This is a genomic window from Fibrella arboris (assembly GCF_041321095.1).
GTDB lineage: Bacteria > Bacteroidota > Bacteroidia > Cytophagales > Spirosomataceae > Fibrella > Fibrella arboris.
This window is the reverse complement of sequence record NZ_JBGGWE010000012.1, coordinates 25,429-50,448: the sequence shown is the minus strand read 5'-3', so window position 1 is coordinate 50,448 and position 25,020 is coordinate 25,429. Positions and strand designations below refer to the sequence as shown.

The following is a 25,020-nucleotide window of genomic DNA, read 5'->3' as shown; positions in this document are numbered from 1 at the left end:
CCGCACCAAAACCCACATTGAGTCTACTCCGCATAAGCAGGCTGGGCTATACCTTTTATCTGGCGGATACTCTTTTTTCAATGGACACCTGCCAGGTACCTTCGTCTCCCGAAATTATACCCCAATGACGTACCCGATCCTTCCGCTTATTGCCGCTTTTGCCAGTGTGCCGGCACTGGCCCAGCCCACTAAATTGCCGCCCGCTTCCCGCCCAACAGCGGGCCTATCCAACGTTTGGGTGCCGGACCTGGGCAATGGCACGTACAAAAACCCGGTACTAAACGCCGATTATTCAGACCCCGACGCCTGCCGGGTGGGCGACGACTTTTATATGGTCGCCTCCAGTTTCGATGCTATTCCCGGCCTGCCCATTCTGCACTCCAGGGATCTGGTGAACTGGACGCTCATTGGCCATGCGCTGAAACGGCAACCACCGGTCGAGCATTTCGAGAAGACACAGCATGGCAATGGCGTTTGGGCACCCGCCATCCGCTACCACAACGGCGAGTTCTACCTCTATTACCCCGACCCCGACTTCGGCATTTACCTGACCAAGGCCACCAACCCGGCCGGTCCCTGGTCGGAGCCGGTACTGGTCGAAGGTGGAAAAGGGTTGATTGACCCCTGCCCCTTCTGGGACGACAACGGACAGGTTTATCTGGCGCACGGCTGGGCGGGCAGCCGGGCAGGTATTAAAAGCATTCTGACCATCAAAAAGCTGAGTACCGATGGCCGTAAAGTGCTCGACGAGGGTGTTATCGTGTACGACGGCCACGAAACCGACCCCACCATCGAAGGGCCCAAGATGTATAAGCGCAACGGCTATTATTACCTGTTTGCGCCCGCAGGCGGCGTATCGACAGGCTGGCAATTGGTGTTGCGGTCGAGAAACGTGTATGGTCCCTACGAACGGAAAGTGGTGATGGATCAGGGAAAAACCCCAATCAATGGGCCGCATCAGGGTGCCTGGGTCACCACCAACCCAACGAAGGGGAAACCGGCCGAAGACTGGTTCCTGCATTTTCAGGACAAAGAGGCGTACGGGCGTGTGGTGCATCTGCAACCGATGAAATGGATCAACGACTGGCCTGTTATCGGGGTAGATGCCGACGGTGATGGCAAAGGTGCGCCCGTGCTGACGTACCGGAAACCCGCCGTTGGCCGAACGTACCCACTAGCCACCCCGCCCGAATCCGACGAGTTTAACGTACCCACGCTGGGGTTACAATGGCAGTGGCAGGCCAATCCCAAAGGTGTATGGCATACCACCAGTAAGCAGGGTTTTCTGCGTCTCTATTCCTACAAAGTGCCCGACGAGGCGAAGAACTATTGGGACGTACCCAACCTGTTGCTGCAGAAGTTTCCGGCCGAAACGTTCACGACAACCACCAAATTCAGCTTCATGCCCAACCCGAAGCTGGTCAACGAAAAAGCGGGGCTGATCGTCATGGGGCTGAGCTACGCCAGTCTGGCGCTGAAGAGCCAGAAAGATGGGGTGGCGCTGGTGTATTCGGTTTGCAAAAAAGCGTCGGACGGGAAAGCGGAAGACGAAACGGTGATCACTAACGTTGCCAGCGGAACGCCCGTATACCTCCGCGTACAGGTGACTGCGGGCGCGAAATGCCAGTTCAGCTACAGCCTCGACGGGCTCACCTTTACACCAACGGGCGATGCCTTCCAGGCCGAAGTGGGCCGCTGGATTGGTGCCAAAATGGGCCTCTTCTGCACCCGTACCACCCAGATCAACGATTCGGGTTACGCCGATTTCGACTGGTTCCGGGTAGAGCCGGTGGCAAACTGATGGTCAGGCAGCAACGACAGTAGACTCGGGGTCGGGCTGCCTTAGGCTACTCAGTACCCGACAGGCCACGCTCAGCGGAGCCTTCACCTGCTTTCAATGCTAACTCACTCCGCTCTGCCTCATGAAATTCCTGATTGTGCTCGTCTGCCTGGGCTTCGTATCGCTACCGTCAGCCTCGGCGCAACCGGCCCGAAAACAGGGTGATTGGGTTTCCCTGTTTAACGGAAAAGACCTGACCGGCTGGGAGACGTACCTGGACCGGCCGTACACAGCAGACAAATCAACGGACACTAAGCCGCTGGGTCTCAACAACGACCCATCCCGCGTTTTCTCTGTGGCAACCGTAGATGGCAAGCCTGCCCTGCGCATTTCGGGCGAAACGTTTGGCGGCATCAATACGCTGGCGGAGTTCGGCAACTACCACCTCCGGCTCGAATTCAAATGGGGTACGTTGCAATGGCCACCCAAGCTCGGGCAGCCCCGCGACAGTGGTCTGCTTTATCACAGCGTTGGCGAACATGGCACCCCCATGCTCTGGATGGAATCATTCGAGTACCAGATTCAGGAGGGCGATACCGGCGATTACTGGGGCGTCATGAACGTGACAACTGATATTCCAGCCCGTAAGCACGACAACGGCAAATTCGTATACCAGTCAGGTGCCCCCCTCGTTCGCTTTCAGGATCAAACGCCTAACGGTCGACAGTGTGTCAAAAATCCGGACGCCGAAAAACCGTCTGGCCAGTGGAACGTGATCGACCTGTACTGCGTGGGTGATACCTGTCTGCATGTATTGAACGGTAAAGTCAACCTGATGCTGACCCACACCAGTCATCTGGTCAAGGGGAAGAGCGAACCGCTGACTAAAGGCAAGATCCAGATTCAATCTGAAGGGGCCGAAGTCTTCTACCGCGCCATTCAGGTACGTAGTATCAGCAGGCTACCCGCCAACCTGCTGCGGTAAGAAACGGTACTGGCTCCAGCTACAGCCTGGTCTTCCGCACCATGCGGCTGATGGATTCTGAGTTGGATAGCTGATCGGCCTCATCGAGCGATACCCAGCGAATGCCTTTGACCTCCCGATTTTCGCCGCCCAGGGCCTCGTCCCGGTTGGCCGTGAACAGAAAGCGAATATCATAATGCAGGTGCTCGGGCAGATCGCCCTTCGTCGGAATCGGGTGTATATCCACGTCGAAAATGGCCGGGCTCACCAGCTGTACGTCGGTTAGCAGGGTTTCTTCCTGCGCTTCCCGCAAGGCTACCGCCGCCACGTCCGGGTCGCCATCGGCATGGCCACCGGGCTGAAACCAGCGGTCGAGTTTGCGGTGATGGATCAACAGCACTGTCGGCTCAGCCGACGGGCTTCCAGGTACGTTGCCGGCCGACAGGATCCAGGCCGAGCCCGTGATGTGCCCCTCTAGCAGTGATCGCTCCAGGCAGTTGGGGTTCGCTTCTACAAAGGCGATGGTTTGGGCCGTCATATCGGCCTCGTTGGCGTCGGCAGGGGTGTGTTGCCGGAGAAGGGTCAGTAGTTGGTGACGTTGCATACTAACAGGCCCTGGTACAATGGACCGCATCTATGTAAGTTGGGAATGCCGAGGCGCAAGATTTTGCGTCTCTACAAGTATTTCGCATTAATTTCGTGGCGAAACTAACAGACCAAACAGACTCTGTACCATGAAAAAAATGATGCTCTCGGCCGTTGGCCTTGTGCTGGTAGCCCAACTCGCTACTGCTCAGATCAGAACGCCATCGCCGAGCCCGGGTGCCACCGTTGTTCAAACCATCGGCGTGACCGACGTGACCGTGAAATATTCACGCCCCAGCCTGAAAGGTCGCTCACCTTTTAGCGGTGAGTTTGTTCCCGCTGGTAAAGTGTGGCGTACGGGGGCTAACGGTGCCACGGCATTCACCACCACCACTGATCTGATGGTGAATGGCAAAAGCCTCGCCGCTGGTTCGTACGCGATCCTGTCGATCCCTGCCGCAACCGAATGGACGCTGATTTTCAGCAAAGACATGGCCGTAACTGAACAGACCTACAAGCAGGACCAGGACGTACTGCGCGTGATGCTGACCCCAACCAAGGCTGGTGAGAAAGTGGAGACGTTTACCATCGGTTTCAGTAACGTTACCGACAGCACCGCCAACATGGATATCCTGTGGGCTGACGTGAAAGCATCAGCAAACCTGGCCGTGAACACTTCGGCCAATGCCGCAGCTTCGGTTGATAAAGCCGTTCTGGAAAAGCCGGATGATGTGAATACGTTGACCGCCGCTGCCAGCTATAACCTTAGCAAAGGCCGTAACCTGGAACAGTCGTTGTCGTATGTTGATAAAGCCGTTGCCGCCAAAGAAACGTACCGTAACCTGTGGCTGAAATCGCAGATTCTGGCCAAAATGGGCAAATACAGCGATGCGTTGCCGCTGGCCCAGAAAGCGCTGGCCATGGGCGAAACGTCGGGAGATTCGGCGTTCCCGTTCTTTAAAGATGCCATTGCCAAAGGCGTAACCGAGTTCCAATCAAAAATGCCGGTTGCCGTTCCAGCCATGAAAGGCAAGGGTAAGAAGAAAGCCTAACGTACCTGACTTTCTCTAGCAAAAAGCCCGTCTTCCACCCTGTCGACGGGCTTTTTGCTGAGTGGCATTACCCCTGCTGCGGCTATACGTCCTGAACGATAAAAGGAACAGGCAACCACAAACGGGCGTTTACGTAGTGGTAGCAGGGGACCCATCTACAATGAAAAGGCCGTTCATTTACCTGAACTGCTAAGCGTGTAGCGCTGTAGCACCGAAGCTCCAGCTTCGGTAGTGGTAAACTGGTCAATGACGACCGAAGCTGGAGCTTCGGCATTACAGCGCTACACCGTGACGTTTGAATTAACCAAAGAATACCTCGACCAGATTCAGACGGCGATCGACACCGGCGACGATGCGATGCTTCGCGCCGAGATGGAAGAGTTGTATCCGGCCGATATTTCGGGGATTCTCTACGAGCTCGACACCGAATCGGCCCGCTACCTGCTCAACCTGGTCGACCGGGGCGTGGGGGCAGAGATCATTGCTAATCTCGATGATTCCATCCGTGATGAGTTTGTTGCCTCGTTCACCTCGGCCGACCTCGCGCCTTTCGTTGAGGAAATGGATTCCGATGATGCCGTGGATTTGCTCAACGAGCAGTCGGTTCAGGTACGGGAAGAGGTTATCGGTCTGATGGAAGACCGCGAGCAGGCTCGCTTCATCATTGATCTGCTGCACTACGACGAAGACGTAGCGGGGGGCCTGATGCAGAAGGAGTTGATCAAGGTCAACGTTAATACGAATGTCAATCAGTGTATCGAGGAAATTCGCCAGCAGGCTGAAGATGTAGAGAAGGTCTACGCCGTGTATGTAGTCGATGACGCCGGTATTCTGCTTGGTTTCGTGTCGCTGAAGAAGATCGTGCTGGCCCGGAAGTACGCCAAAATTGCCGATATCTATGAGGAGGACATTGTTTCGGTGGAAACCTACCGGCCCGTCGATGAAGTAGCCGAGATCATGCGGAAGTATGACCTCGACGCCATTCCTGTGGTAAACGTTCAGGGCCGACTATTAGGCCTGATCACCATCGATGACGTGGTCGACGTCATTACCGAGCAGGCCGAAGATGACCTTCAGGCTATTTCGGGTCTGTCGGGCGAGGTGGAGGAAGACGATACGCTCTGGGTACGTGCCAAGGCGCAGCTTCCCTGGCTGGTGGCGGGTGCCGCAGGCAGTCTGATGGCGGCCACGGTGATCAACGGGTTTCAGAGCGAGTTGGGGAAAGTAGCCGCCCTGGCGGCGTTCATTCCTATTATCGGTTCCACGGGCGGCAACGTCGGTATTCAAACGGCTTCACTCATCGTACAAAGCCTGTCTGACTCGTCGGGTCTGGATTATTCGCTGGGTCAGCGGCTCTTACGCACGCTGGTGCTGGCACTGATCAATGGCGCGGTGGTGGGCATGATGGCGGGGTGCTACACGCTGCTTATTGGCGAGCCGCGCCTGTTTCCGGTGGTGGCCTTATCGTTGCTGAGCGTGGTGTTGCTGGCGTCCTTCATGGGCACCATCACTCCCCTCCTGCTGGATCGTATCGGCATCAACCCGGCGGTGGCGTCGGGTCCGTTCATTACCACCGCCAACGACCTCATCGGCATCGGCGTTTACTTCACCATCGCCAATGTGTTGCTGGCTGAATTGTAGGGAGACACATTAGCGGCGTAATAACATGCCGCCCCTTTGGGGTTCCTCAAGCGAGAGCGACATACATTACTATTGACATCCCGCCCCTTTCGGGGCTAGTCGAATGAGCGTTCTCAACCCGCTACCTTTCTCCCTCAAAGAACACAGAATGAGCAGCGCAACCCAACGGGGTGACATGTCAATAGACAGGCATATCGGCCACGTTCAATGAGCCCTATAGGTACGGCATGTTAATTGACTAGATGAGAAGACATAACAACGTGCCGCAATTATGGGGCTCCTCGGGCGCAGGCGACCCATCCTCTCTCTATCCACATACCGCCCTTGCAGAGGCTAGGTGGTGAATCTAAAAACCGTTATTTTGGGCTTGGCTCTATATTTAGGCAGCGCAGCCCCAACGGGGTAATATGTGAATAGAAAAGCAAGGTGCCCCGTTCAACGAGCCCCATCGGGGCGATATGTTGAGTTTTATACTATCCTCCGATCCCATACTATGCCTTCTACCTATACACAACTCTATGTTCAGATTGTCTTTGCAGTAAAGGGAAGGCAAAACCTAATTTCCAGAAAAAACAAGGAGGAACTGCACCAGTATATTACTGGCATTATTCAGAACAAAGGCGCTAAGTTATTGGCTATCCACGCAATGTCTGACCATATCCATCTATTTATAGGGTTCGGCCCTACCTTAACAATCGCTGACCTGGTTCGGGACCTCAAAGCTAATTCAACCAGATTCGTTAAAGACAAAGGTTGGTCTCCGCATTTTGCGTGGCAGGAAGGCTACGGTGCCTTTACTTATGGGCAGTCACAGGTAAGCGATGTGATTCAGTACGTGCTGAACCAGGAACAACACCATCATAAACGGACGTTTCAAGAAGAATATATCCTTCTTCTTGAACGCTTTAATGTGAACTACGATCAAAAATACGTTTTCGAGTTTTATGATCAGGGCGAAGTAGCATCAGAGGCGTAATAACATGTTGCACCTACGGCGCTTTAGGGTTACTGGAGATCAATTCTATTAACATGTCGCCCCCGTTGGGGCTAGTTGAGAGCCCTCAATGAAGGTTGCATTTGACTATTTCTTAAGCAAATACGAGTTCCGGGTTAGTAAGTCCTGAGAGATGTAGCATCCGAACATATTGTATGACTGGGCGGCGCAACCCCGACAGGGGTAGTATGTTACATCGCCTACGCACGAAGAGCCCCGAAGGGGGCAGCATGTTAATTTTTCGGATGAATGCTCGTGTAATGAGCGATAAACAGACATGACAACATATCGCACCTACGGCGCTCACATTCTGGTCCGGTTCAATGATTTCTATTAATATACCGCCCCTTTCGGGGCTAGCTGTAAAAACGAATGAACGCTGATTTAAGGCGTCCGCTGCCATGACCTTGACTTACTACACCTGCGAAAACCTGCCACCCGCACCTGTTTTAGCTAAACTGCTCGATTTGCTGACTGGTATTTTCACCAATCAATCGCGGGAAGAATGGCTGACGGACCTGACTGTCAAGGCAACGTACCCAGGCTTTCAACTGATCGTAGCGCTTGCGGAGGATCAGGTTGCTGGCTGCAAAATTGGCTATACGTGGCAACCGGATGGGAAACCAACTACGACATTTTACAGCTGGTTGGGCGGTGTTGATCCAATTTATCGCGGAAAGGGCATCGCGGGCGAATTGATGCGCCTACAGCATGAAGCCTGCCGGGCTGCCGGGGGAATCCACCCCGGGTACGTTATCATTCGCACGCATACCTATAATCAATGGCGCGATATGCTGATCCTGAACCTCCGCCACGGGTTCCAGATCGTTGGCACCCAACCTGGCAAACACGGACTGACCATTATGCTGGAGAAAACGCTGGCGTAACTTTGTGTGCCGACTAACCTCCAACTCCCTTGCCGCTGGCTACACACATTACGAATTCACTCAGGCATGGCCCTGTTGAGGGGCATCAGTTCGGCTACTCGCGGCTGCCGTGGCCGAGGCCGGTTCCCGTCTGGACGTATTATGTCGATGGGCTGCTGATCGATACGGGGTCACGGCATACACAGCGGGAAGTGATGCAGACGTATGCCGCCTACCCAGTTGAACAGATAGCGCTGACGCATTTCCACGAAGACCATGCCGCCAATGCCGCCCCGTTGGCCCGGCAACATACCTGCCCGGTACGCTGTGGGTCGCTGACGGCCAACCTGATTCAGCAACCGTATCACCTGCTGCCGTATGAACATTACTGGTTTGGTGCTATTCACCCCTGTTCGGCGGCAGCAGGCGTTGAGGTGCTGGGTACGTTCCCCCAACCGTTCGAGACCGACTATCACCGGTTCTTGCCTGTGGCTACGCTGGGGCATTCAGACGATCATCACGTAGTACTTGAACCGAACGAAGGCTGGCTCTTCGCGGGCGATTTTTACGTGGGTAACCTGCGTATATTTCGGCGGGGCGAGAATATATACCAACAGATCGAAGCGGCCCGACAGGTGCTCACCCTCGATTTCGACACGCTCTTTTGCGGCCATAACCCGGTGCTCACAAACGGGAAGGCAGCGGTTCAACGCAAAATAGATCACCTGCAACGTATTGTCGATCAATCACTTGACGGAGAAAAGCAGGGCCTGTCCGAGATCAAAATTCTGCAGCGGATCGGGTTACGGGAAGACTGGTTTATGCGTTTATTTACCAGCAACGACGTAGCGGCAACGTACCTGGTGCGTTCTGCCCTGCGTGATAAGCCCAGGTAACCAATATATTTGAGCCTGAGTCAACCTGAAACCTACGTTTATGCTCGTTACTACTACCTCAACCATCGAAGGCAAAACCATATCGAACTACATCGGTCTGGTCAATGGCGAGGCCATTATCGGGGCCAATATCCTGAAAGATTTCTTCGCCACTATCACCGACGTGGTGGGTGGCCGGTCGGGGGCCTATGAGCAGGCGCTGCGTGAAGCCAAGAGTATCGCGATCAAGGAAATGATGGATCAGGCTACGCGGTTGGGAGCCAACGCCGTTATTGGTGTTGACATGGATTATGAGACGATCAACAATACCATGCTGATGGTCTCGGCCAATGGCACCGCCGTGGTCATTGACCAGCTGGTTTAGCCCTCTTTTTTTACTGGTTGTAGGCGTGAAAGAAAACGCTTCTTTCATTGCCCTGCTTTTCGCTCTAGGCCCTTCGACAGGCTCAGAGTGACAGGAAAATCAGGCACGTTGGCCCAACCCCCAGATGCGGTTTGTCACTCTAGGCCCTTCGAAGGGCCTAGAGTGACAAACAAGGCAATAAAGTAGCCCAAACCAACAAGATAACTCTCTTATTATCAATAACTTATGTTTTCGCAAAAAATATATTAAGAACACCCATAAATCAATGAATCTTGTCGTACAAAAGCCTGTTTTATTTGTAGTAGTTTTACCCCATAGCCAAAATCGACAGACAACCTCTTTCACTGCAACACCGTACGATGAATGTACTCACTCCGATCAGCTCCAACGGGGGGGAGCCGATGGATAACCAACCAATCAACAACACCGATAAGACAAAACAACAAGCCGTAGCGGCCAACCACGCTTTCGACGAAACCGTTAAACAGTTCCTGCGCGACTGGATTGAGCAGGGTACGGTCTCGGGCAGCGTGGGCCATGAAGCCATTAGTACCGCCACCGGTACGTTCGCTGACTTTGTCAGGTTTGTGGCCCTGGAAGAGGAGATCGAAACCTTTGTGGAGCAGGGCGCACTACGCAGCTTTTTTAAACACCATGACGATGCGCTCGAGCGATTGCTCAGCCATCCCGACATTGCCAGTCACTTATTGAGGCCGGGCCATGATGTGTTTTTTGAGCCAGATGCCTATGAACCCATGCTGGCCAAATTCGAGAAGCGGATCTATAACCTGGCCGCCCACCGCGAACACCTGGAAGTTCCCTTCCGCTACAGTCCAACCAGCCGCCAGGGCACGCATGGCGACTCGATCGGCTGGTCTGATCTGCCCCTCGACCACAACGTTCGGGAAGATATTGGCTATTATTTCGGAACGCGGCGGTCTGATGCTACAGCTTTGGGCATTCTTGGGCGGCAGTTGCACCGGGAGGCACAGCTTGCCGATCAATTGCCTGTCCATGTCATTCTGGAAGGGCATATGGATGAATCGCTTCGGGCTGTCAGAACGGCTACCGAGCACCTGCAGCAGGAAGGCGATACACGCCTGCACTGCTTTGTGATCCAACGCCGCCACGCCGCCGACGACCGTCATCTGGGGGCTGCTCTGCTGCTGATGGACCCGGCCCGGCCTGACCAGCCACAACGGATCATTTTTTGCGACACGCTCAATCCCAACGGACAACCACCCTGGTGGCAATCGTTCAAGCGGAAAATTGACGCGGCCTTTCCCCTACCGGAAACAACTGCGCCGGTAGCTGACCGTCTCGAAGATGGCGGCGTGAACCTGCAACGGTTGCACGATGGCGTTCCCGTTCGGCATCAGGACATCGACTGTGCGTTTTACACGGCGTCAATGGCCCGCGCCTTGATTCAAACGGCTATTCAGCACCCGGAAGTGATTCTGTACGGTCCGATCGATGCCGTGGTGAGCCACATGACTAGCCGGATGACGGATTATTTCGAGTCAGCTAATTGCCCGAAAGAGCCTGCTGTCGTGCGTGAGGTCAACATCATCCGCCGCTGGAACACGGGGCGTGAAGCACTGCTGGCTATTCAACGGCAGGAAGGATAAGGTGTATTGACGTGAGTGTAAGGTTGCTGTCGCTGTGGTCGAAGGGCCCAGCGGCAGCAACCTCACTCTCACGCCAGCATAGCCATTGATGTTTTCAGCGCGTTGGCGTGCAAAATCAACTGTTCGCGCCAGCGGGCATAGCCTATAGGGCTCAGATGTAAAGCATCGGCTTCATATAAATCCCGCTCCGGCTGGCCATCCTTTGTCAGCATAACCGACGTAGCGTCAACGAACTGGAAGTTGGGTAATTCCTCTATCGCTTCAGCGATCAATGTATTGGCCTGGCGTATCTGCTCAACGATAGCCCAACGCGCCGGACTAGGTTTGATGGATAGGAACGTTACGGGTACGTTGGGTAAATGGTGCTGAATTTTCTCGGCCAGGGCGTAAAAAAACAAACACACCTCTTCGGGCTGACGGCCTTCGGCCAGATCGTTATCACCTGCGTAGAGCACCAATGCACGGGGCTGGACTGGAACGACGAGCCGCTCAAGATGCCAGGCGCAAGCCGCCAGCGTTGATCCGCCAAACCCTACATTTATTGGCTGAATTTCGGGGAAATCCTGCTCTAAGGTAGCCCAAAGGCGGATAGACGAGCTTCCGTAAAAGACGGTACCACCCGTTGGGTACGTGCTGATCCTGCGTTCCAGCTCGCGAACTTCTTCTTCAAATAAAACCATAGTGACGAACAGCGACGGGCAAATAAACCGCCTCTGCTCTGCATCCATTGCTTCCGTGACACAATGGGGTACAAGACTCTTGTACAACAACTCGATTCTGATTCCAATATACATCACCAAGTGATTATATGGTCATCATTTGGCACAAATATGCCGGTCCCGATGACAGATTAAGAGTTGATTAAATTTCGTTTAGACGAAATTCGTTTAAACGAATATTAGTTGTCTTTATGAATACCTACCGAACCCATGGATAAACAGTATCGCAACGAGTATCACCGGCTGATTGGCAATCTGCACAAGACAGATGGGTACATCATGAATTACTTCAGCCAGAAGCTGGCTCCGTTTGATCTCTCGGTACAACAATACATTGTGTTGCGCCGTCTCTCAGAAGTTTACCCAGCTAGTTTGACGGCGGGTGAACTGAAAGACAAAATGACGGAAGTAAACTCCGACATCACCCGATTGACTGACCGGCTGGTAGCCAAGAATCTGATTGTGCGGGAGATCGACCCTCAAAACCGGCGCCGCGTGAACCTGAGCCTGACTGAAGACACGAACAAGTTTGTGGAAAATGTAGCGCTTGAGTTTAATGATTTTGAATCGGTCGTCAGCCACCTGACCGACGATGAAGTACACACGATGAATACACTCCTGGATAAAATTAGAAACCGACTAACATGAAGACGTACGTAGTAGGAGCCAGCCTTTGGTTACTGAGTATGGGGCTGGCAGCTGCCCAACCCATGCCATTGAGCCAGGCTATTCAACTGGCCCTCCAGAATAATAAAGGCATTAAACTGGCCGATTCGCGGACGCTGGCTGCCGAAGCCCGTTCGCAGGAAGCCAAAGATCGCAGTTTACCGCAGGCCAACGCTTCGCTGGCCTATTCGCGCTACAGCCTCACCGGCCCTTTCGCATTAGGTCAGGGTAGCGATGGGAAACCATTGCTGGGTATTCCGGCCGGGGCGTTCAATGCCACGATTGGTGGGGTGACGATCAGCAAAGAACTATTTGGCGGCTTTGCCGAAAAATCGGCTGAGAAATCAGCCCAGTTATTGGCCAGAGCCAGTCGGCTGGATGCGCAACGCAACCGTTCTGAGCTGGTGTATACCGTCACAGACGCGTATTACAACATTGTCAAGCTGATTCGATCAACGACCGTTATTGACCAGAGCATCAGGCAGTTCGACGAGAAAGAGCGCGAGGCCAATAACCTGCTGAAAGAAGGTATCGTCACCGCCAACGAGGTACTGAAAATTCAGTTGCAGAAGAACAACCTGCAACTCAGCCGCCTTCAGGTCGACAAGGCCCGGCAAACGGCGCTGTACAACTTCAACCTGCTCGTAGGCCTTCCCGAAGACCAGCAGGTAACGGTTGACACGACCCTGACGAACCCCACCACGACGGTTGAGCCATTGGGGAGTTTCCTGGCGCAGGCCGTTCAGGTACGTCCCGAAGTGCAGGCGAATACCCTGCGGTTGCAGTCGGCCGAGGCATTGCTGGTGAACACGAAGAGTGCGATGTACCCCCACTTTGGCGTGTCGGCGGGCTACAATTACATTAACCCATCTGCCCGCCTGGTGCCTGAGGCTGGTTCATTCATCAGCGCCTGGAACGTGGGTGCCGGCCTGAGCTACAATATCGGTTCGCTCTACAACATGAAAGGCCGACTGAACACGGCCAAAACGGCCATTGATCAGGCAAACCTGCAAGGCCAGCAACAAACCGACCAGATTCGGTCGGAAGTGGTAACGGCCTACAACAATTACCAGCTCGCACTGGAGCAGCAAAACGTGATTCGTACGGCCGTAGCGCAGGCACGGGAGAACTACCGCCTCACCGAGTCGCGGTTCCGCAATGGGCTGGTTGGCTCAACTGATCTACTAGAGGCCGATAGCTTCCTGCTTCAGGCCCAACTCAACGTGATCAATGCCACCGTAGACGCGCAACTGGCTTATCAACGGCTACTACGGGCCACGGGAACAAACCTCAATTAATCTCTTTTCGATAGTACAATCCGTCATGAACAAGACAATATTATTTCGCGTAGGGGGCGTCATTATTCTGGTTGCGGCTCTCTTTTTCGGGTACAGTGAATTCAGTTACCTGCAGCGGCACGAAACAACCGACGATGCCCAGATTGATGGCGACGTGAACCCGGTGATTCCGAAAGCCGGTGGGTACGTCAAGGCCATTCGCTTCAACGACAACCAGTACGTTAAAGCGGGCGACACCCTCGTTGTGCTCGATGATGCCGATTACCGCATCCGGGTGGCTCAGGCCGAAGCGGCGCTGCAAAGTGCGATGGCCAGCGCAGGCGTGACCCGCTCGAACGTAGGGGTGGCATCGGCTACCGTGCAGAGTTCGCAGGCCGGGGTGCAAACGGCCCGTAATCAGGTGCTGACCGCGCAGGCCAACGTAACGGCTGCTCAGGCCCGGTTCCGTCAGGCCAGTCAGGATTTTGACCGGTATGGTCGCTTGCTGGCCGAAAAAACGGTTCCTCAGCAACAGTTCGACGCGGTTCAGGCCCAGCGCGATGCGGCTCAGGCCCAATTGCAGGCGGCTCAGGCACAACTGCAAACGGCCCAGGCGCAGGTCAGTGCGGCGGGTACGCAAACGGGCGTAACGAACTCACAACGCCGGGCCACCGAAGGGCAGATCTCGGTAGCGCAGGCAACGGTGAAGCAACGCCAGACGGAGCTCGACATGGCGAATCTGCAATTGTCGTACACCATTGTTCGGGCCCCTATTTCGGGCATCGTGTCGAAGCGGTCGGTGCAGATTGGCCAGTTGGTTCAACCTGGTCAGGCGCTGTGTTCGGTCGTTGGCAACTCATCGTTATGGGTGACGGCCAACTTCAAGGAAACGCAGTTGAACGAGATGAAGCCCGGCCAAACGGTTGAGGTCGAGGTCGATGCGTTTGACGGGCAGAAGCTGGTTGGCCACGTTGGTTCGTTTGCCGGGGCTACGGGTGCCAAATTCACCCTGCTCCCCCCCGACAACGCCACGGGCAACTATGTAAAAGTGGTGCAACGCGTCCCCGTTCGTATCGATCTGGACAAAAACAGCCCGGTATTTGCCAGCCTCCGCCCCGGTATGAGCGCAACGGTAGCCGTGGATATTAAGAAATAAAGGTTGATTGGGTAACTCCGTTGTCGCTCAAAATTATGAACAAGCTAGGTTTTGATAAATGGGTCGTTGTGCTGACGGTGACGACGGCCGCCCTGCTGCAAACCATCGACTCGTCGATCGTTAACGTTACCCTGAACCAGATGATGGGTAACCTGGGCGCGTCGCTCGGTGATATCAGCTGGGTAGTAACGGGCTATGCCGCGGCCAGTGCCGTCATGATTACCATGTCGGGCTGGTTGACGGCCAAGCTGGGACGACGGAATTACTTCGCGGCATCGATCGTCCTTTTCACGCTGGCGTCTATTTTCTGCGGCACATCGACCAACGTGTGGGAGCTGGTCTTTTTCCGGGTGGTGCAGGGCATTGGCGGCGGCGGCTTGCTGACAACTGCCCAATCCATTCTGATTCAGACGTTTCCGAAAGAAGATCTGGGTATTGCCAACGCTATTTTCGGGATGGGCGTGATCATCGGCCCGTCGATTGGGCCAACGCTGGGTGGGTACATTACCGATAACCTGTCGTGGAACTGGGTGTTCTACATCAACATTCCCTTCGGTATTCTGGCCACGGTGATGACCTACGCCTACATTAAGGAACCCGCCGAGAAAATAGCGGCCGGTTCCATGGACTGGCTGGCGTTGATCCTGTTGATCATGGGTATCGGCGGGTTGCAGATCGTCCTGGAAAAAGGCCAGGAAAAAGACTGGCTGGACTCAGGGTTCATCGTGGGCATGTCGATCGCGGCGGGCGTTGGCCTGATCGGTTTCATCTGGCGTCAGTTGACGGTAAGCATTCCCATTCTTGATCTGCGGCTGTTGAAGGAGCGCCGCTTTGCGGTAGGTACGTTGTTCAACTTTATTCTGGGTTTCGGACTGTTCGCGTCGGTATTTATTATCCCGGTTTTCTGCCAGACCATCCTCGGTTTCACGGCCAGCCAAACGGGTTTGCTCTTGATGCCCGGTTCGCTCATGACAGGGCTGATGATGCCCATCGTAGGCGGGTTGCTCAGCAAGAACTACATCTCCCCGATCTGGTACGCGGCCATTGGCTTTCTGCTGTTCTTCGGCTTCTGCTTCGACCTGTCGGGCATTAGCCTGGTTGCCGGACCAGACAATTTCTTCTGGCCACTCATTATACGGGGCATTGGCATGGGCATGATCTTCATCCCCCTGACAACCATTACCTTAGCCAGTTTAAAGAGCATTAGTATTCCACAAGGCTCGGCGCTGACGGGTATGATTCGCCAACTCGGCGGTACGTTCGGAACGGCCATTATGACCACGTACATTTCAACCCGGACCATGTTTCATGCGTCGCGGCTGGGTGATAACGTATCGATCTATAATCCGTTTTCGGCTGATCGGATCAAGCAGTACACCAGCCTGTTTCTCTCAAAAGGCGATGCGCTGGCCTCAGCAACCAGCAAAGCCTATGGCTTGATGCAGGGTTCCGTGATGAAACAGGCCCTGGTCATGACCTACGCCGATACCTTCCTGGTTATCGGTGGTTTCTTCCTGGCCTGCGTGCCCCTGCTGCTGCTGTTTATCGGTAAGAAAATCGAGAAACCGGCCCACATCGACATGGCGATGGAATAAAAAAAGTCTTCCGTCTTCTGTTGCGCTGCTACATCACCATACTGGATGAGAAGCAGCGCAACAGAAGACTTTCTTTGTTGAGCCCTGTTCTGGCGATACGTCGCTGGATCAGGGCTTTTTTGTTGGGCCTGGGTACGTTGGCTTTACCCCTCTAGGGCGGGGCGGGCCACCGCTGCGGGACACAACGTACCCAGGCCCGCCCCCTAAACCCTACTAAAACTATCGGAACAGTTATTATTAGATGTCGTTAAGTACATTAAAATGTTTTAATCCAACCAGTATACTCAACGACACGAAATGAAATTAATGCTTCGCCCCCTGCTCCTGACAGGCATCGTCTTTACGTCACTATTAGCGGCCTGCAGCAAAGATGAGATTACGGCCAAAGTTCCTGAAACAAACAAAGAGCCAACATCGGCCCAGGTTGTCGGTAATGTCTTCGAGCCAGCATTGGTTCCAGCTACTGATGCCCGCGTTGCCCAGTTGCGCGTTCCAGCCGGTTTCACCATCGCCAAATACGCTGATTCACTTGGGAAACCGCGTCAGTTGGCTGTTAGCCCGGCCGGGTACGTATATGTAACAAACCGGGAAGCCGGGACCGTAACCCTTCTGCGCGATACTAACGGCGACGGAAAAGCGGATCAGAAACGGGTGGTGGCCACCATTAAAAGCGTACATGGCATCACCATCAACAACGGACAGATGTACCTGGCTACCATCAAAGAAGTGTTCCGGGCGCCGATCAATGGCGATGGTACGCTGGGCAACCTTCAGCAACTGATCAACAACCTGCCCGACGCCGGCCAGCACCCAAACCGCACATTGGCCATTGGGCCCGACGGGCTATTGTACATCACCGTAGGCAGCACCTGCAACGCCTGCGCCGAACCTAACCCTGAGCACGCTACGATGCTACGCGCCAACGCCGATGGGTCGAACCGGACGGTCTTTGCCAGCGGTCTGCGCAACACGATCGGGTTTGGCTGGCATCCGCAGACGAAGGAACTGTATGGCTTTGACCACGGCATTGACTGGCTGGGCGATGAGCAGCAGAAAGAAGAACTGAACCTGATCAAACAGGGAGCGTTTTACGGCTGGCCTTACATCTACGGCGATGGCAATTACAACCCGCACCCCCGGCCCATGGGCGATACCACCTATGCGCAGATTCTGTTGCGCACCACCCTACCGGCCCTTTCGTACAATGCTCACGCAGCGCCGCTGGCCATGGTGTTCTACACCAGCACGACCGGGGCCAGCGCTTTTCCAGCCGACTACCAGAACGACGCGTTCGTAACGATGCGCGGCTCGTGGAACCGGACGCAACCGTCGGGCTATAACGTGGTGCGTGTGCATTTCGAGAACGGGAAACCAACCCGCATCGATGATTTCGTATCGGGCTTCCTGGTTGACAATAACCAGTCGCAGTTTGGCCGGCCGGTTGGTATTGCCACCCTCCCCGACGGTTCGGTTATCTTTTCGGAGGATAACAATGGCGTCATTTACCGGGTAAGCCGCACGAAATAGGCCGTTAAGAGGCATTACCAGTTAATAAAGGAGGTAGCGAAGTGGCCCTAAATTTGTGGCCACGCCGTTACCTCGTTTTGCTTATCTATCAGTCTGTGAGCAGATTAAAATTTCCAGTAGTCATATAGACATACTATTTTTTATAAATCGGCCAGTATATTAGTCGAATTATAACAGCAGACACCTAGATATAAACTTCTAGTTACCCATACGCCAATATATGCCACTTAAATAATACACCCTTCCTGTACTAATCCCGCCTTTATAGGGCCAATCGCCTCGTACTCACTACGCACAACGCCCATCACGGTAGGGATTGGCCTGCGATTTGCGCCTACGTCGCTACCCGCTTACCCGTCTCCTTTCCTACCCCTTAGCTTGACCATTATCCTCTTTTTCAAGACCTCATTACGTCCAATCAATCCACACCGTAACGAATCGCCTTATGCGCAAACTACTACTCGGTACCTTCCTCTTTTTTTTGGCGTTCCTGACACGGGCGCAAACCAATCCGGCCCCCGTTCGATTAGGCATTACGTCGGTGACACCGAGCGAGAATACCGGTCAGGATTACTCGCCCTGGCTGAACGACAACCTCAACAAACTGGTACAAAGCGCCTGGTCGGGCAATGAGAAGTGGGTGCAGGTCACCCTGAAGCTTCAACAGAAAAGCCTGGTTACCAGCCTCTCTCTGTATGATTATGACGGTACATTCACCGATAAACCCGCGCTGTTGTATGCCCTTAATGGCACTCAGCGCGTACTCATCGGCGCGTTTACGGGCGAGAGCTATAAGGCGTGGGTGACGCTGACGCCCTTTCAGCCGCTGGTGGCCGACGCCATCATGATCTACAAATACGGCAACAACATTCCGCAAAAGATCAAGGCGTTTGGCCAGCCCCTTACCCCCAGCACCATTATTCCAAAGCCGCTCGATCTGCTGAAGCTGGTATCAGCTACCGATAAACCCGTGACTGGTCAGGATTATTCGGCTTACCTCAACGACGACATGAGCAAACTGGTGCCTACTCACTGGGCACCGAGCAATCAGCAGTGGACCGACGTGACCATCAAATTCGACAAAAAGAGCCTGTTGACGAAACTGGACGTCTATGATTACGAGGATTCGTTCGAAGCTACTCCCGCCGATATTTACACCTACAACGGAAAAGAGAAAACGCTGCTCGGCCGGTTTACAGGTGATCGGTATATGGAGTTTAAAACCTACGCTATCAATGAACCCATTGTGGCTGAAGGGCTTGTGATTCACAAGTACAACAATGCCATTCCCGTGAAATTACGCGCCTACGGCAAGGTGCTGCCCGCCGATCCGCTCGATGCTATTCTGTATGCGCAGGAGCGGGTGAAAGTCGTTGCTGTCAGCACGGATTTGCCAACGCCCCAAAGCTACGCCGCCTATCTGAACGACGACATGAACAGCCTGGTGCAGGACGAATGGCACCCGGACAACAGCCGCTGGATTGAGCTAAACCTAAAACTCGAACACCTGGCGGAGGTGACCAAACTGGAGTTGTTCGATGGCTCTAACGTATGGAACGATACGCCCGCTTCGCTCTATGCCGTGAAGGGCACGACCCGCACCTTGCTGGGTACGTTTACCGGCCCTGATTACATGACATGGCAACCGTTGACACCACCCCAATCACTCACCGCCGACGCCATCATCATTCGAAAGTACGGTAATGCGCTGCCGCTGAAAGTCCGGGTATATGGTCATCTGGTCGATGAAGCGGTTGTTATCACCCCTCCCACATCGCCTACCGTAGCCCCTCCCGTTTCGCTGGGCGACAAGATCCCACTTACAGCCAGCCGCTGGTATCAGCTCAACAACACGACCAGCGGCCTCGACGGGCTTTTCGACGGGAAAACCGACGCCGAAATACAGACTGGCTGGGGCAAGATCCTGAGCACATACGACGCCTACTATCCGCTGCAACCCGGCGAGGCGATGACCATTAAAGCGGTCAAGTTCTACGATGGCAATGGCACCAACACCGAAAAACCACTGCGGTTGTCGATCATCACCAGCGACTGGCGGCGCGTGGAAATTGCCCAGTTTCAGGGGCTGGACTACACTAACTGGGTTGGCCCCTACCCCACCCGGCAACCGGCTGGCGACGCCAAGTTCCTGCTCGACAACGCCATCACCGACGCCCGCTACCTGGTGATCAACACCTCGGATTTCTGGCCGCGCGAGATTGAGCTGTATGGGTCGTATCAGGCACCCACACAAACGGCTGGCGCTGCCCCGAAAAAGACGCCGACCTTTAAAAACCTGACGGGCATCAACGGGTTCGAATGGGATTTCTTCCCGCCAGGCGTGTCGACCATCGACGAGGCCAAGATGAAGGCGTTGCAGTCGTTCGGGGTGATCCGGCACTACATGGACTGGGAAAAACTGGAGCAGACGGAAGGGAACTACACCTTCAACCCAACGCATTCGGGCGGCTGGAATTACGACCTGATGTATGAACGCTGCAAAGCGGCGGGCATGGAAGTCATGGCCTGCCTGAAAGACATTGCGCCCTACCTGAAAGCAACGTACCCGGCCGACCAGCAAGGCAACGACAACGTACCGGTGGCCTACGGTCGCGATTATTCAAAACCAGCCTCGTACATCGAACTGGCGCGGGTGGCGTTCCAGTATACGGCCCGCTACGGCAAAAACACACAGGTTGATCCAGGGCTTGTAAAAGTAAACACCGCCACTCGCTGGAACACCGACCCGGCTAACGTGGTGAAGATAGGCCTGGGGCTGATCAACTACATCGAGTGCGACAACGAACGCGACAAGTGGTGGCGCGGACGGCTGGCCTACCAGACCGGCCGCGAGTATGCCGCCCAGCTGTCGGCGTTCTACGATGGCCATAAAAACACGATGGGACCTGGTGTAGGCGTTAAAAATGCCGATCCGAGCATGGTCGTTGTCATGGGTGGTCTGTGTTCGGTCTATGCCGGTACCGACTACATCAAGGGCATGATCGATTGGTGTAAGGAGTTCCGGGGGTATAAAGGCAATGGCCAGGTGGATCTGTGCTGGGATGTGATCAATTACCACCTCTACCCCGACAACAACAACTCATCGCAGGGCGGCAGCTCAACGCGGGGTGCGGCCCCGGAGTTATCCATTGCGACGCAGGTAGCGCGTAATGTGATCAAACTAGCTCAAGAAGCCTGCTACGACATGCCGGTTTATGTGTCGGAAACGGGCTACGACCTCAATCAGGGCAGTCCGCTCCACGCCATCGCCATTGGCCCGAAATCGGTCGAGCAAACCCAGGCCGACTGGAACCTGCGCACAGCCCTGTTATATGCCCGCGAAGGCGTAGAGCGGGTCGATTTTTACCAGACCTACGACCTGAACATCGACTGCGCCACGCAATTCTGTTCGATGGGCCTGATCAATCAGAATTTCAGCCGGAAGATCACCGCCGACTATTTCTACCAGACTAAAAAACTGATGGGCGACTACGTGTTCAAAGAAACGCTGAGCACGAACCCCAACGTTGACCGCTACGAACGCAACGGGCAGTCGGTCTACGCGCTATGGGTTCCTGATGAAGTGGGCCGCACGAGCCAGTATACGTTGAGTTTGGGTACGTCGTCGGCGAAAGTCTACCGGCCACAGGCAAAGCAGGATACGCTGGCCGTAGAAATGCGCCAAACGGCCGGAGGTAATCTGGCCCTGACGGTCACCGAAACGCCGGTCTTCGTGGTGGCCGACGGCTTCACGGGTGCCCCCCGTATGGCGGCCAACGCGGAGGTGACGGATCAGCCACTGACGATTCGCGCTTACCCAAACCCATCTACCGACTACGTCACGCTGGAATGGGCTAATGATTACGTCGGCGACGTTGCTATTCAAGTAGTTGACGGCAACCTCGGCACTACGCATAAACAACTAACGGTCCGGAAAGAAAGCCCGTCGATTTCAACCAAGATCGACTTATCGGCGTTGCCCTACGGCCTGCACCTCATCAATATTCAGCAAGGCAATGAGCGGTTTGTGAAGAAGATTTTGCGCGTGTGGTAGAGAGGAGATTCGCGCTGGTGTGTACTGCTGACGCGAGTTAGGTTGCTGACGCTGGGCCCAGCGTCAGCAATATTGTAAACCGCGAAGCTTTTTTCACCTTATCCACCGAACGTACCCAGCCAGATAATTACACCAAAGCTGGGTACGTTTGACTTAAATGATCGTTAAAAAGGAGCCAGAACGGACGTTTACGCGTTAGTAAAGTTGGATCATCAACCTGGAAACGTTCGTATGGCCCTTTCAGCAACGGCAACGCATCTGGAATCCTTTCGCGGTAAGTGGACCGATGACGACGTCAGGCACCTGCTCAGACGGGCTATGTTTGGGGCCAAACCAGACGATGTGGCGTACATGCAGGCGCTCTCGCCCCGGAAAGCATTTCGCGAACTGTTGGCCGATGAACCCGCCCCCACCCCGCCGATCAACAATTACAACGACGATAAATATACCGACGACGAGATTCTCCCCGGCGATACCTGGACGACCTCCATCAACTACGATGGCCTGAATAACGGGCGGCGGAAGAACTCGTTCAAAGCGTGGTGGCTGGGTCTGATGCTCAACCAGAACCGGACGTTGCGGGAAAAAATGGTGATCTTCTGGCATAACCACTTCACCACCGAAACCAACATGGTCGATAACGCGCTGATGTGTTACCGGCATAATGCCCTGTTGCGCCAGCATGCGCTTGGGAATGTCAAAGACATGGTGAAGGCGGTGACCAAAGACCCGGCCATGCTGAAATACCTGAATGGAACGGCCAGCAACAAAAAAGCCCCCGACGAAAACTATGGTCGCGAGTTGCAGGAACTGTTTACGGTAGGGAAAGGCCCCGGCTCACACTATACCGAAGACGACGTCAAAGCAGCCGCCAAAGTGCTGACGGGCTTCCGGAATGACACCACGACCTATGTGAGCCTGTTCGATCCTGGCCGCCACGACAGCAGCGATAAAACGTTCTCCGCTTTTTATCAGCATACAACGATCAAAGGGCGGCGCGGACCGGAAGGTGAACAGGAACTGGATGATCTGCTGACGATGCTCTTTGCGCAGGAGGAAGTGTCGCGGTTCATCTGTCGGAAGTTGTACCGCTTCTTCGTGTATCACCAGATCGACGAAGCGACCGAAGCCCGCCTCATTACGCCATTGGCCACCGTTTTCCGGGAGAGTAACTACGAGATAAAGCCGGTGTTGCGCGAGTTGCTGGGCAGTCGGCATTTCTTTGAAGCTACGAATCGAGGGGCCATCATCAAAAGTCCGCTCGATTATACGGTTGGCCTCTGTCGCGAGTTTGGCGTAGCCTTCCCCGACGCGGGCAGTTTCGCCGATCAGTATGGTTTATGGCAGACCGTACAGAACCAGACGGCGGGCATGCAGCAGAACATTGGCGACCCGCCCAACGTAGCAGGCTGGCCCGCTTACTACCAAGAGCCGATGTTCGATAAGCTCTGGATCAATTCGGATACGCTCCCCAAGCGCAATGTCTTTTCGGATAACATGGCCAGCGGGAAGTTCAGTCGGAATGGTAAAAAGCTGGCGATCGATGTCATTGCATTTACCCAAACGCTGGCCAATCCCGCCGACCCAGCCGCCCTGATCGACGAGGCCGCCCGTCGACTATACGCCATCTCACTGTCTGATAAAGACAAGCTGTACATCAAAACAAGCATTCTGCTGTCGGGACTTCAGGGTATGGTATCGGACCATTACTGGACGCAGGCGTGGGAAAACCTGACTGCCAAACCCGACGACATGGCCAATAAATCGAACGTGACCCGGAAGTTGCAGAACCTGTACAAGTACCTGATGAACCTGCCCCAGTACCAACTCACCTGATGGCGAGTGGCGTAGCTGGCGCGAGGATGTCCTCGCGCCAGCTACGCCGATAAACCACTCTTTACCCCCATGAAACGCAGACACTTTCTTCGACATACGGCCGTAGCCGGGCTGGTGCTTCCTCAGTGCCTGAATGGGTTTTCTGTTCGGGCCATGGCTCAATCGGCGCTGGTGCCCGACCACGCGCACGATTCGACGAATGACCGGGTGCTGGTGCTGATTCAGCTGAATGGCGGTAATGATGGACTGAACACGGTGATTCCCGTCGATCAATATGGAACGTACCTGGCGGCCCGCCCGAACATCGCGCTGCCCCGGGCCAAAATCCTGCCGCTCGATGGGGTGGATGCGACGGGGATTCACCCTGCCATGACCGAGTTTCAGCAGCTGTTCAATGACGGTAAGGCAGGCATTGTGCAGGCGGTAAGCTACCCCAAACCCAATTTCTCGCATTTCCGCGCCACCGACATCTGGATGACCGGCTCCGACGCTGACAAAGTGCTCAATACGGGTTGGGCCGGGCGGTATCTGAACGGGTCATTTCCGGGTTTCCCCGACAAGTACCCCAACGAAACCATGCCCGACCCGCTGGCTATTCAGATCGGCTCGGTGATTGCTTCGGCCTTCCAGGGACCCGCTTTCACGATGGGACTGGCCATCAGTAACCCCGCCAACTTCTACGATCTGATCGAAGACAAAACCGACGAAACACCCAACACGCGCTGGAGTGAACAGCTGGCTTACCTGGAGAAGGTGTCACAGAAAACCGATCAGTATGCCGGCGTGATTAAAAAGGCGGCGATGAGCGTTACGAAACAATCAGATAGGTATCCGGCGCCGGGAAAAAATCAGCTGGCCGACCAGTTGAAGATCGTGGCCAGACTAGTAGCAGGTGGCTTGCGCACAAAGGTGTATCTGGTCAGTACGGGCAGTTTCGACACCCACGCCAGGCAGGCCGAAGTCGATGATACCACCACTGGTACCCACGCCCAGTTGCTCCGCCGCGTGTCGGAAGCGATCGGTGCGTTCATGGATGATTTACAAGGCCTGAACGCCGCTGATCGAGTCATGGGAATGACCTTTTCAGAATTTGGTCGACGGATTAAATCAAACGCCAGCGGCGGTACAGATCATGGCGCCGCAGCACCCGTTCTCTACTTTGGTAATGGGGTAAAAGCGGGCGTGATCGGCACTAATCCGCCACTGCCAACCAACGTCACGCCGAACGATAACGTACCCATGCAGCACGACTTCCGGTCTGTTTATGCCACCGTTCTGCAACAATGGCTCAACCTCCCTTCATCCGACGTACAGAACGTCTTGATGGGGCAATTTGCCCCGCTGGCAATGGTGGTTTAGTAGAGACGGGCAGTTAGTTACTAGTGTTGCTTTTTGCTCCAGGCCCTTCGACCGCAGCGGC

At 54.7% G+C, this 25,020-nt stretch carries 19 protein-coding genes; 17 read left to right on the top strand and 2 right to left on the bottom strand.

Features of this window, described 5'->3' with window-relative positions; genetic code table 11:
* Positions 1-124 precede the first annotated feature (124 nt).
* Both ACAW75_RS19665 and ACAW75_RS19660 read left to right on the top strand, forming a co-directional pair.
* Positions 125-1,801, top strand: coding sequence for a glycoside hydrolase family 43 protein (locus tag ACAW75_RS19665; protein WP_370730457.1), 1,677 nt, complete (start codon positions 125-127; stop codon positions 1,799-1,801).
* A 121-nt stretch (positions 1,802-1,922) separates the two neighbouring features.
* Complete coding sequence (locus ACAW75_RS19660; protein ID WP_370730456.1) at positions 1,923-2,765, top strand: 3-keto-disaccharide hydrolase; 843 nt, start codon at positions 1,923-1,925, stop codon at positions 2,763-2,765.
* Positions 2,766-2,784: 19 nt separating this feature from the next.
* On the opposite strand, the gene ACAW75_RS19655 is transcribed toward ACAW75_RS19660, so the two are convergent.
* Positions 2,785-3,348, bottom strand: coding sequence for an NUDIX hydrolase (locus ACAW75_RS19655; RefSeq protein ID WP_370730455.1), 564 nt, complete (start codon positions 3,346-3,348; stop codon positions 2,785-2,787).
* 130 nt (positions 3,349-3,478) lie between these two features.
* On the opposite strand from ACAW75_RS19655, the gene ACAW75_RS19650 reads away from it, so the two are divergent.
* The 7 genes from ACAW75_RS19650 (at position 3,479) to ACAW75_RS19620 (ending at position 10,770) form a co-directional block, all read left to right on the top strand.
* Positions 3,479-4,381, top strand: coding sequence for a DUF2911 domain-containing protein (locus ACAW75_RS19650; protein WP_370730454.1), 903 nt, complete (start codon positions 3,479-3,481; stop codon positions 4,379-4,381).
* A gap of 288 nt (positions 4,382-4,669) precedes the next feature.
* Positions 4,670-6,022 carry a magnesium transporter gene (mgtE, locus tag ACAW75_RS19645; RefSeq protein ID WP_370730598.1) on the top strand — a complete coding sequence of 451 codons (1,353 nt, stop codon included), beginning with the start codon at positions 4,670-4,672 and terminating at the stop codon, positions 6,020-6,022.
* 493 nt (positions 6,023-6,515) lie between these two features.
* The gene (gene tnpA / locus ACAW75_RS19640; protein ID WP_370730453.1) at positions 6,516-6,998 is read left to right on the top strand and encodes an IS200/IS605 family transposase; all 483 of its coding nucleotides are present in this window, start codon (positions 6,516-6,518) and stop codon (positions 6,996-6,998) included.
* 419 nt (positions 6,999-7,417) lie between these two features.
* A complete protein-coding gene (locus tag ACAW75_RS19635; RefSeq protein WP_370730452.1) occupies positions 7,418-7,903 on the top strand; it encodes a GNAT family N-acetyltransferase in 486 nt (161 codons plus the stop codon).
* 29 nt (positions 7,904-7,932) lie between these two features.
* Positions 7,933-8,778 carry an MBL fold metallo-hydrolase gene (locus ACAW75_RS19630; RefSeq protein WP_370730451.1) on the top strand — a complete coding sequence of 282 codons (846 nt, stop codon included), beginning with the start codon at positions 7,933-7,935 and terminating at the stop codon, positions 8,776-8,778.
* Positions 8,779-8,818: 40 nt separating this feature from the next.
* A complete protein-coding gene (locus tag ACAW75_RS19625) occupies positions 8,819-9,142 on the top strand; it encodes a heavy metal-binding domain-containing protein (RefSeq protein ID WP_370730450.1) in 324 nt (107 codons plus the stop codon).
* Between the two features lie 359 nt (positions 9,143-9,501).
* Positions 9,502-10,770: a hypothetical protein gene (locus ACAW75_RS19620; RefSeq protein WP_370730449.1), complete on the top strand. Its 1,269-nt coding sequence runs from the start codon at positions 9,502-9,504 to the stop codon at positions 10,768-10,770.
* Between the two features lie 68 nt (positions 10,771-10,838).
* Here ACAW75_RS19620 and ACAW75_RS19615 read toward each other — a convergent pair whose 3' ends face one another.
* Positions 10,839-11,450, bottom strand: a complete 612-nt coding sequence (locus ACAW75_RS19615; protein WP_370730448.1) for an SGNH/GDSL hydrolase family protein — start codon at positions 11,448-11,450, stop codon at positions 10,839-10,841.
* 249 nt (positions 11,451-11,699) lie between these two features.
* Here ACAW75_RS19615 and ACAW75_RS19610 point away from each other — a divergent pair, with 249 nt between their 5' ends.
* From ACAW75_RS19610 to ACAW75_RS19575, 8 genes are all read left to right on the top strand, one after another.
* Positions 11,700-12,137 carry a MarR family winged helix-turn-helix transcriptional regulator gene (locus ACAW75_RS19610; protein WP_370730447.1) on the top strand — a complete coding sequence of 146 codons (438 nt, stop codon included), beginning with the start codon at positions 11,700-11,702 and terminating at the stop codon, positions 12,135-12,137.
* Positions 12,134-13,453 (top strand): TolC family protein, encoded by a 1,320-nt coding sequence (locus tag ACAW75_RS19605; RefSeq protein ID WP_370730446.1) that lies wholly within the window; start codon positions 12,134-12,136, stop codon positions 13,451-13,453. Before ACAW75_RS19610 ends, ACAW75_RS19605 begins: the two co-directional genes overlap by 4 nt.
* A gap of 25 nt (positions 13,454-13,478) precedes the next feature.
* Positions 13,479-14,588 (top strand): HlyD family secretion protein, encoded by a 1,110-nt coding sequence (locus ACAW75_RS19600; RefSeq protein ID WP_370730445.1) that lies wholly within the window; start codon positions 13,479-13,481, stop codon positions 14,586-14,588.
* Between the two features lie 35 nt (positions 14,589-14,623).
* Positions 14,624-16,183 carry a DHA2 family efflux MFS transporter permease subunit gene (locus tag ACAW75_RS19595; RefSeq protein WP_370730444.1) on the top strand — a complete coding sequence of 520 codons (1,560 nt, stop codon included), beginning with the start codon at positions 14,624-14,626 and terminating at the stop codon, positions 16,181-16,183.
* Between the two features lie 297 nt (positions 16,184-16,480).
* Positions 16,481-17,710, top strand: coding sequence for a PQQ-dependent sugar dehydrogenase (locus ACAW75_RS19590; protein WP_370730443.1), 1,230 nt, complete (start codon positions 16,481-16,483; stop codon positions 17,708-17,710).
* Positions 17,711-18,155: 445 nt separating this feature from the next.
* On the top strand, positions 18,156-21,764 hold the full coding sequence (locus ACAW75_RS19585; protein ID WP_370730442.1) for a T9SS type A sorting domain-containing protein: 3,609 nt from the start codon (positions 18,156-18,158) through the stop codon (positions 21,762-21,764).
* Positions 21,765-21,995: 231 nt separating this feature from the next.
* Positions 21,996-23,600, top strand: a complete 1,605-nt coding sequence (locus ACAW75_RS19580) for a DUF1800 domain-containing protein (protein WP_370730441.1) — start codon at positions 21,996-21,998, stop codon at positions 23,598-23,600.
* Between the two features lie 69 nt (positions 23,601-23,669).
* Positions 23,670-24,959, top strand: a complete 1,290-nt coding sequence (locus ACAW75_RS19575) for a DUF1501 domain-containing protein (RefSeq protein ID WP_370730440.1) — start codon at positions 23,670-23,672, stop codon at positions 24,957-24,959.
* The last annotated feature ends 61 nt before the right edge of the window (positions 24,960-25,020 follow it).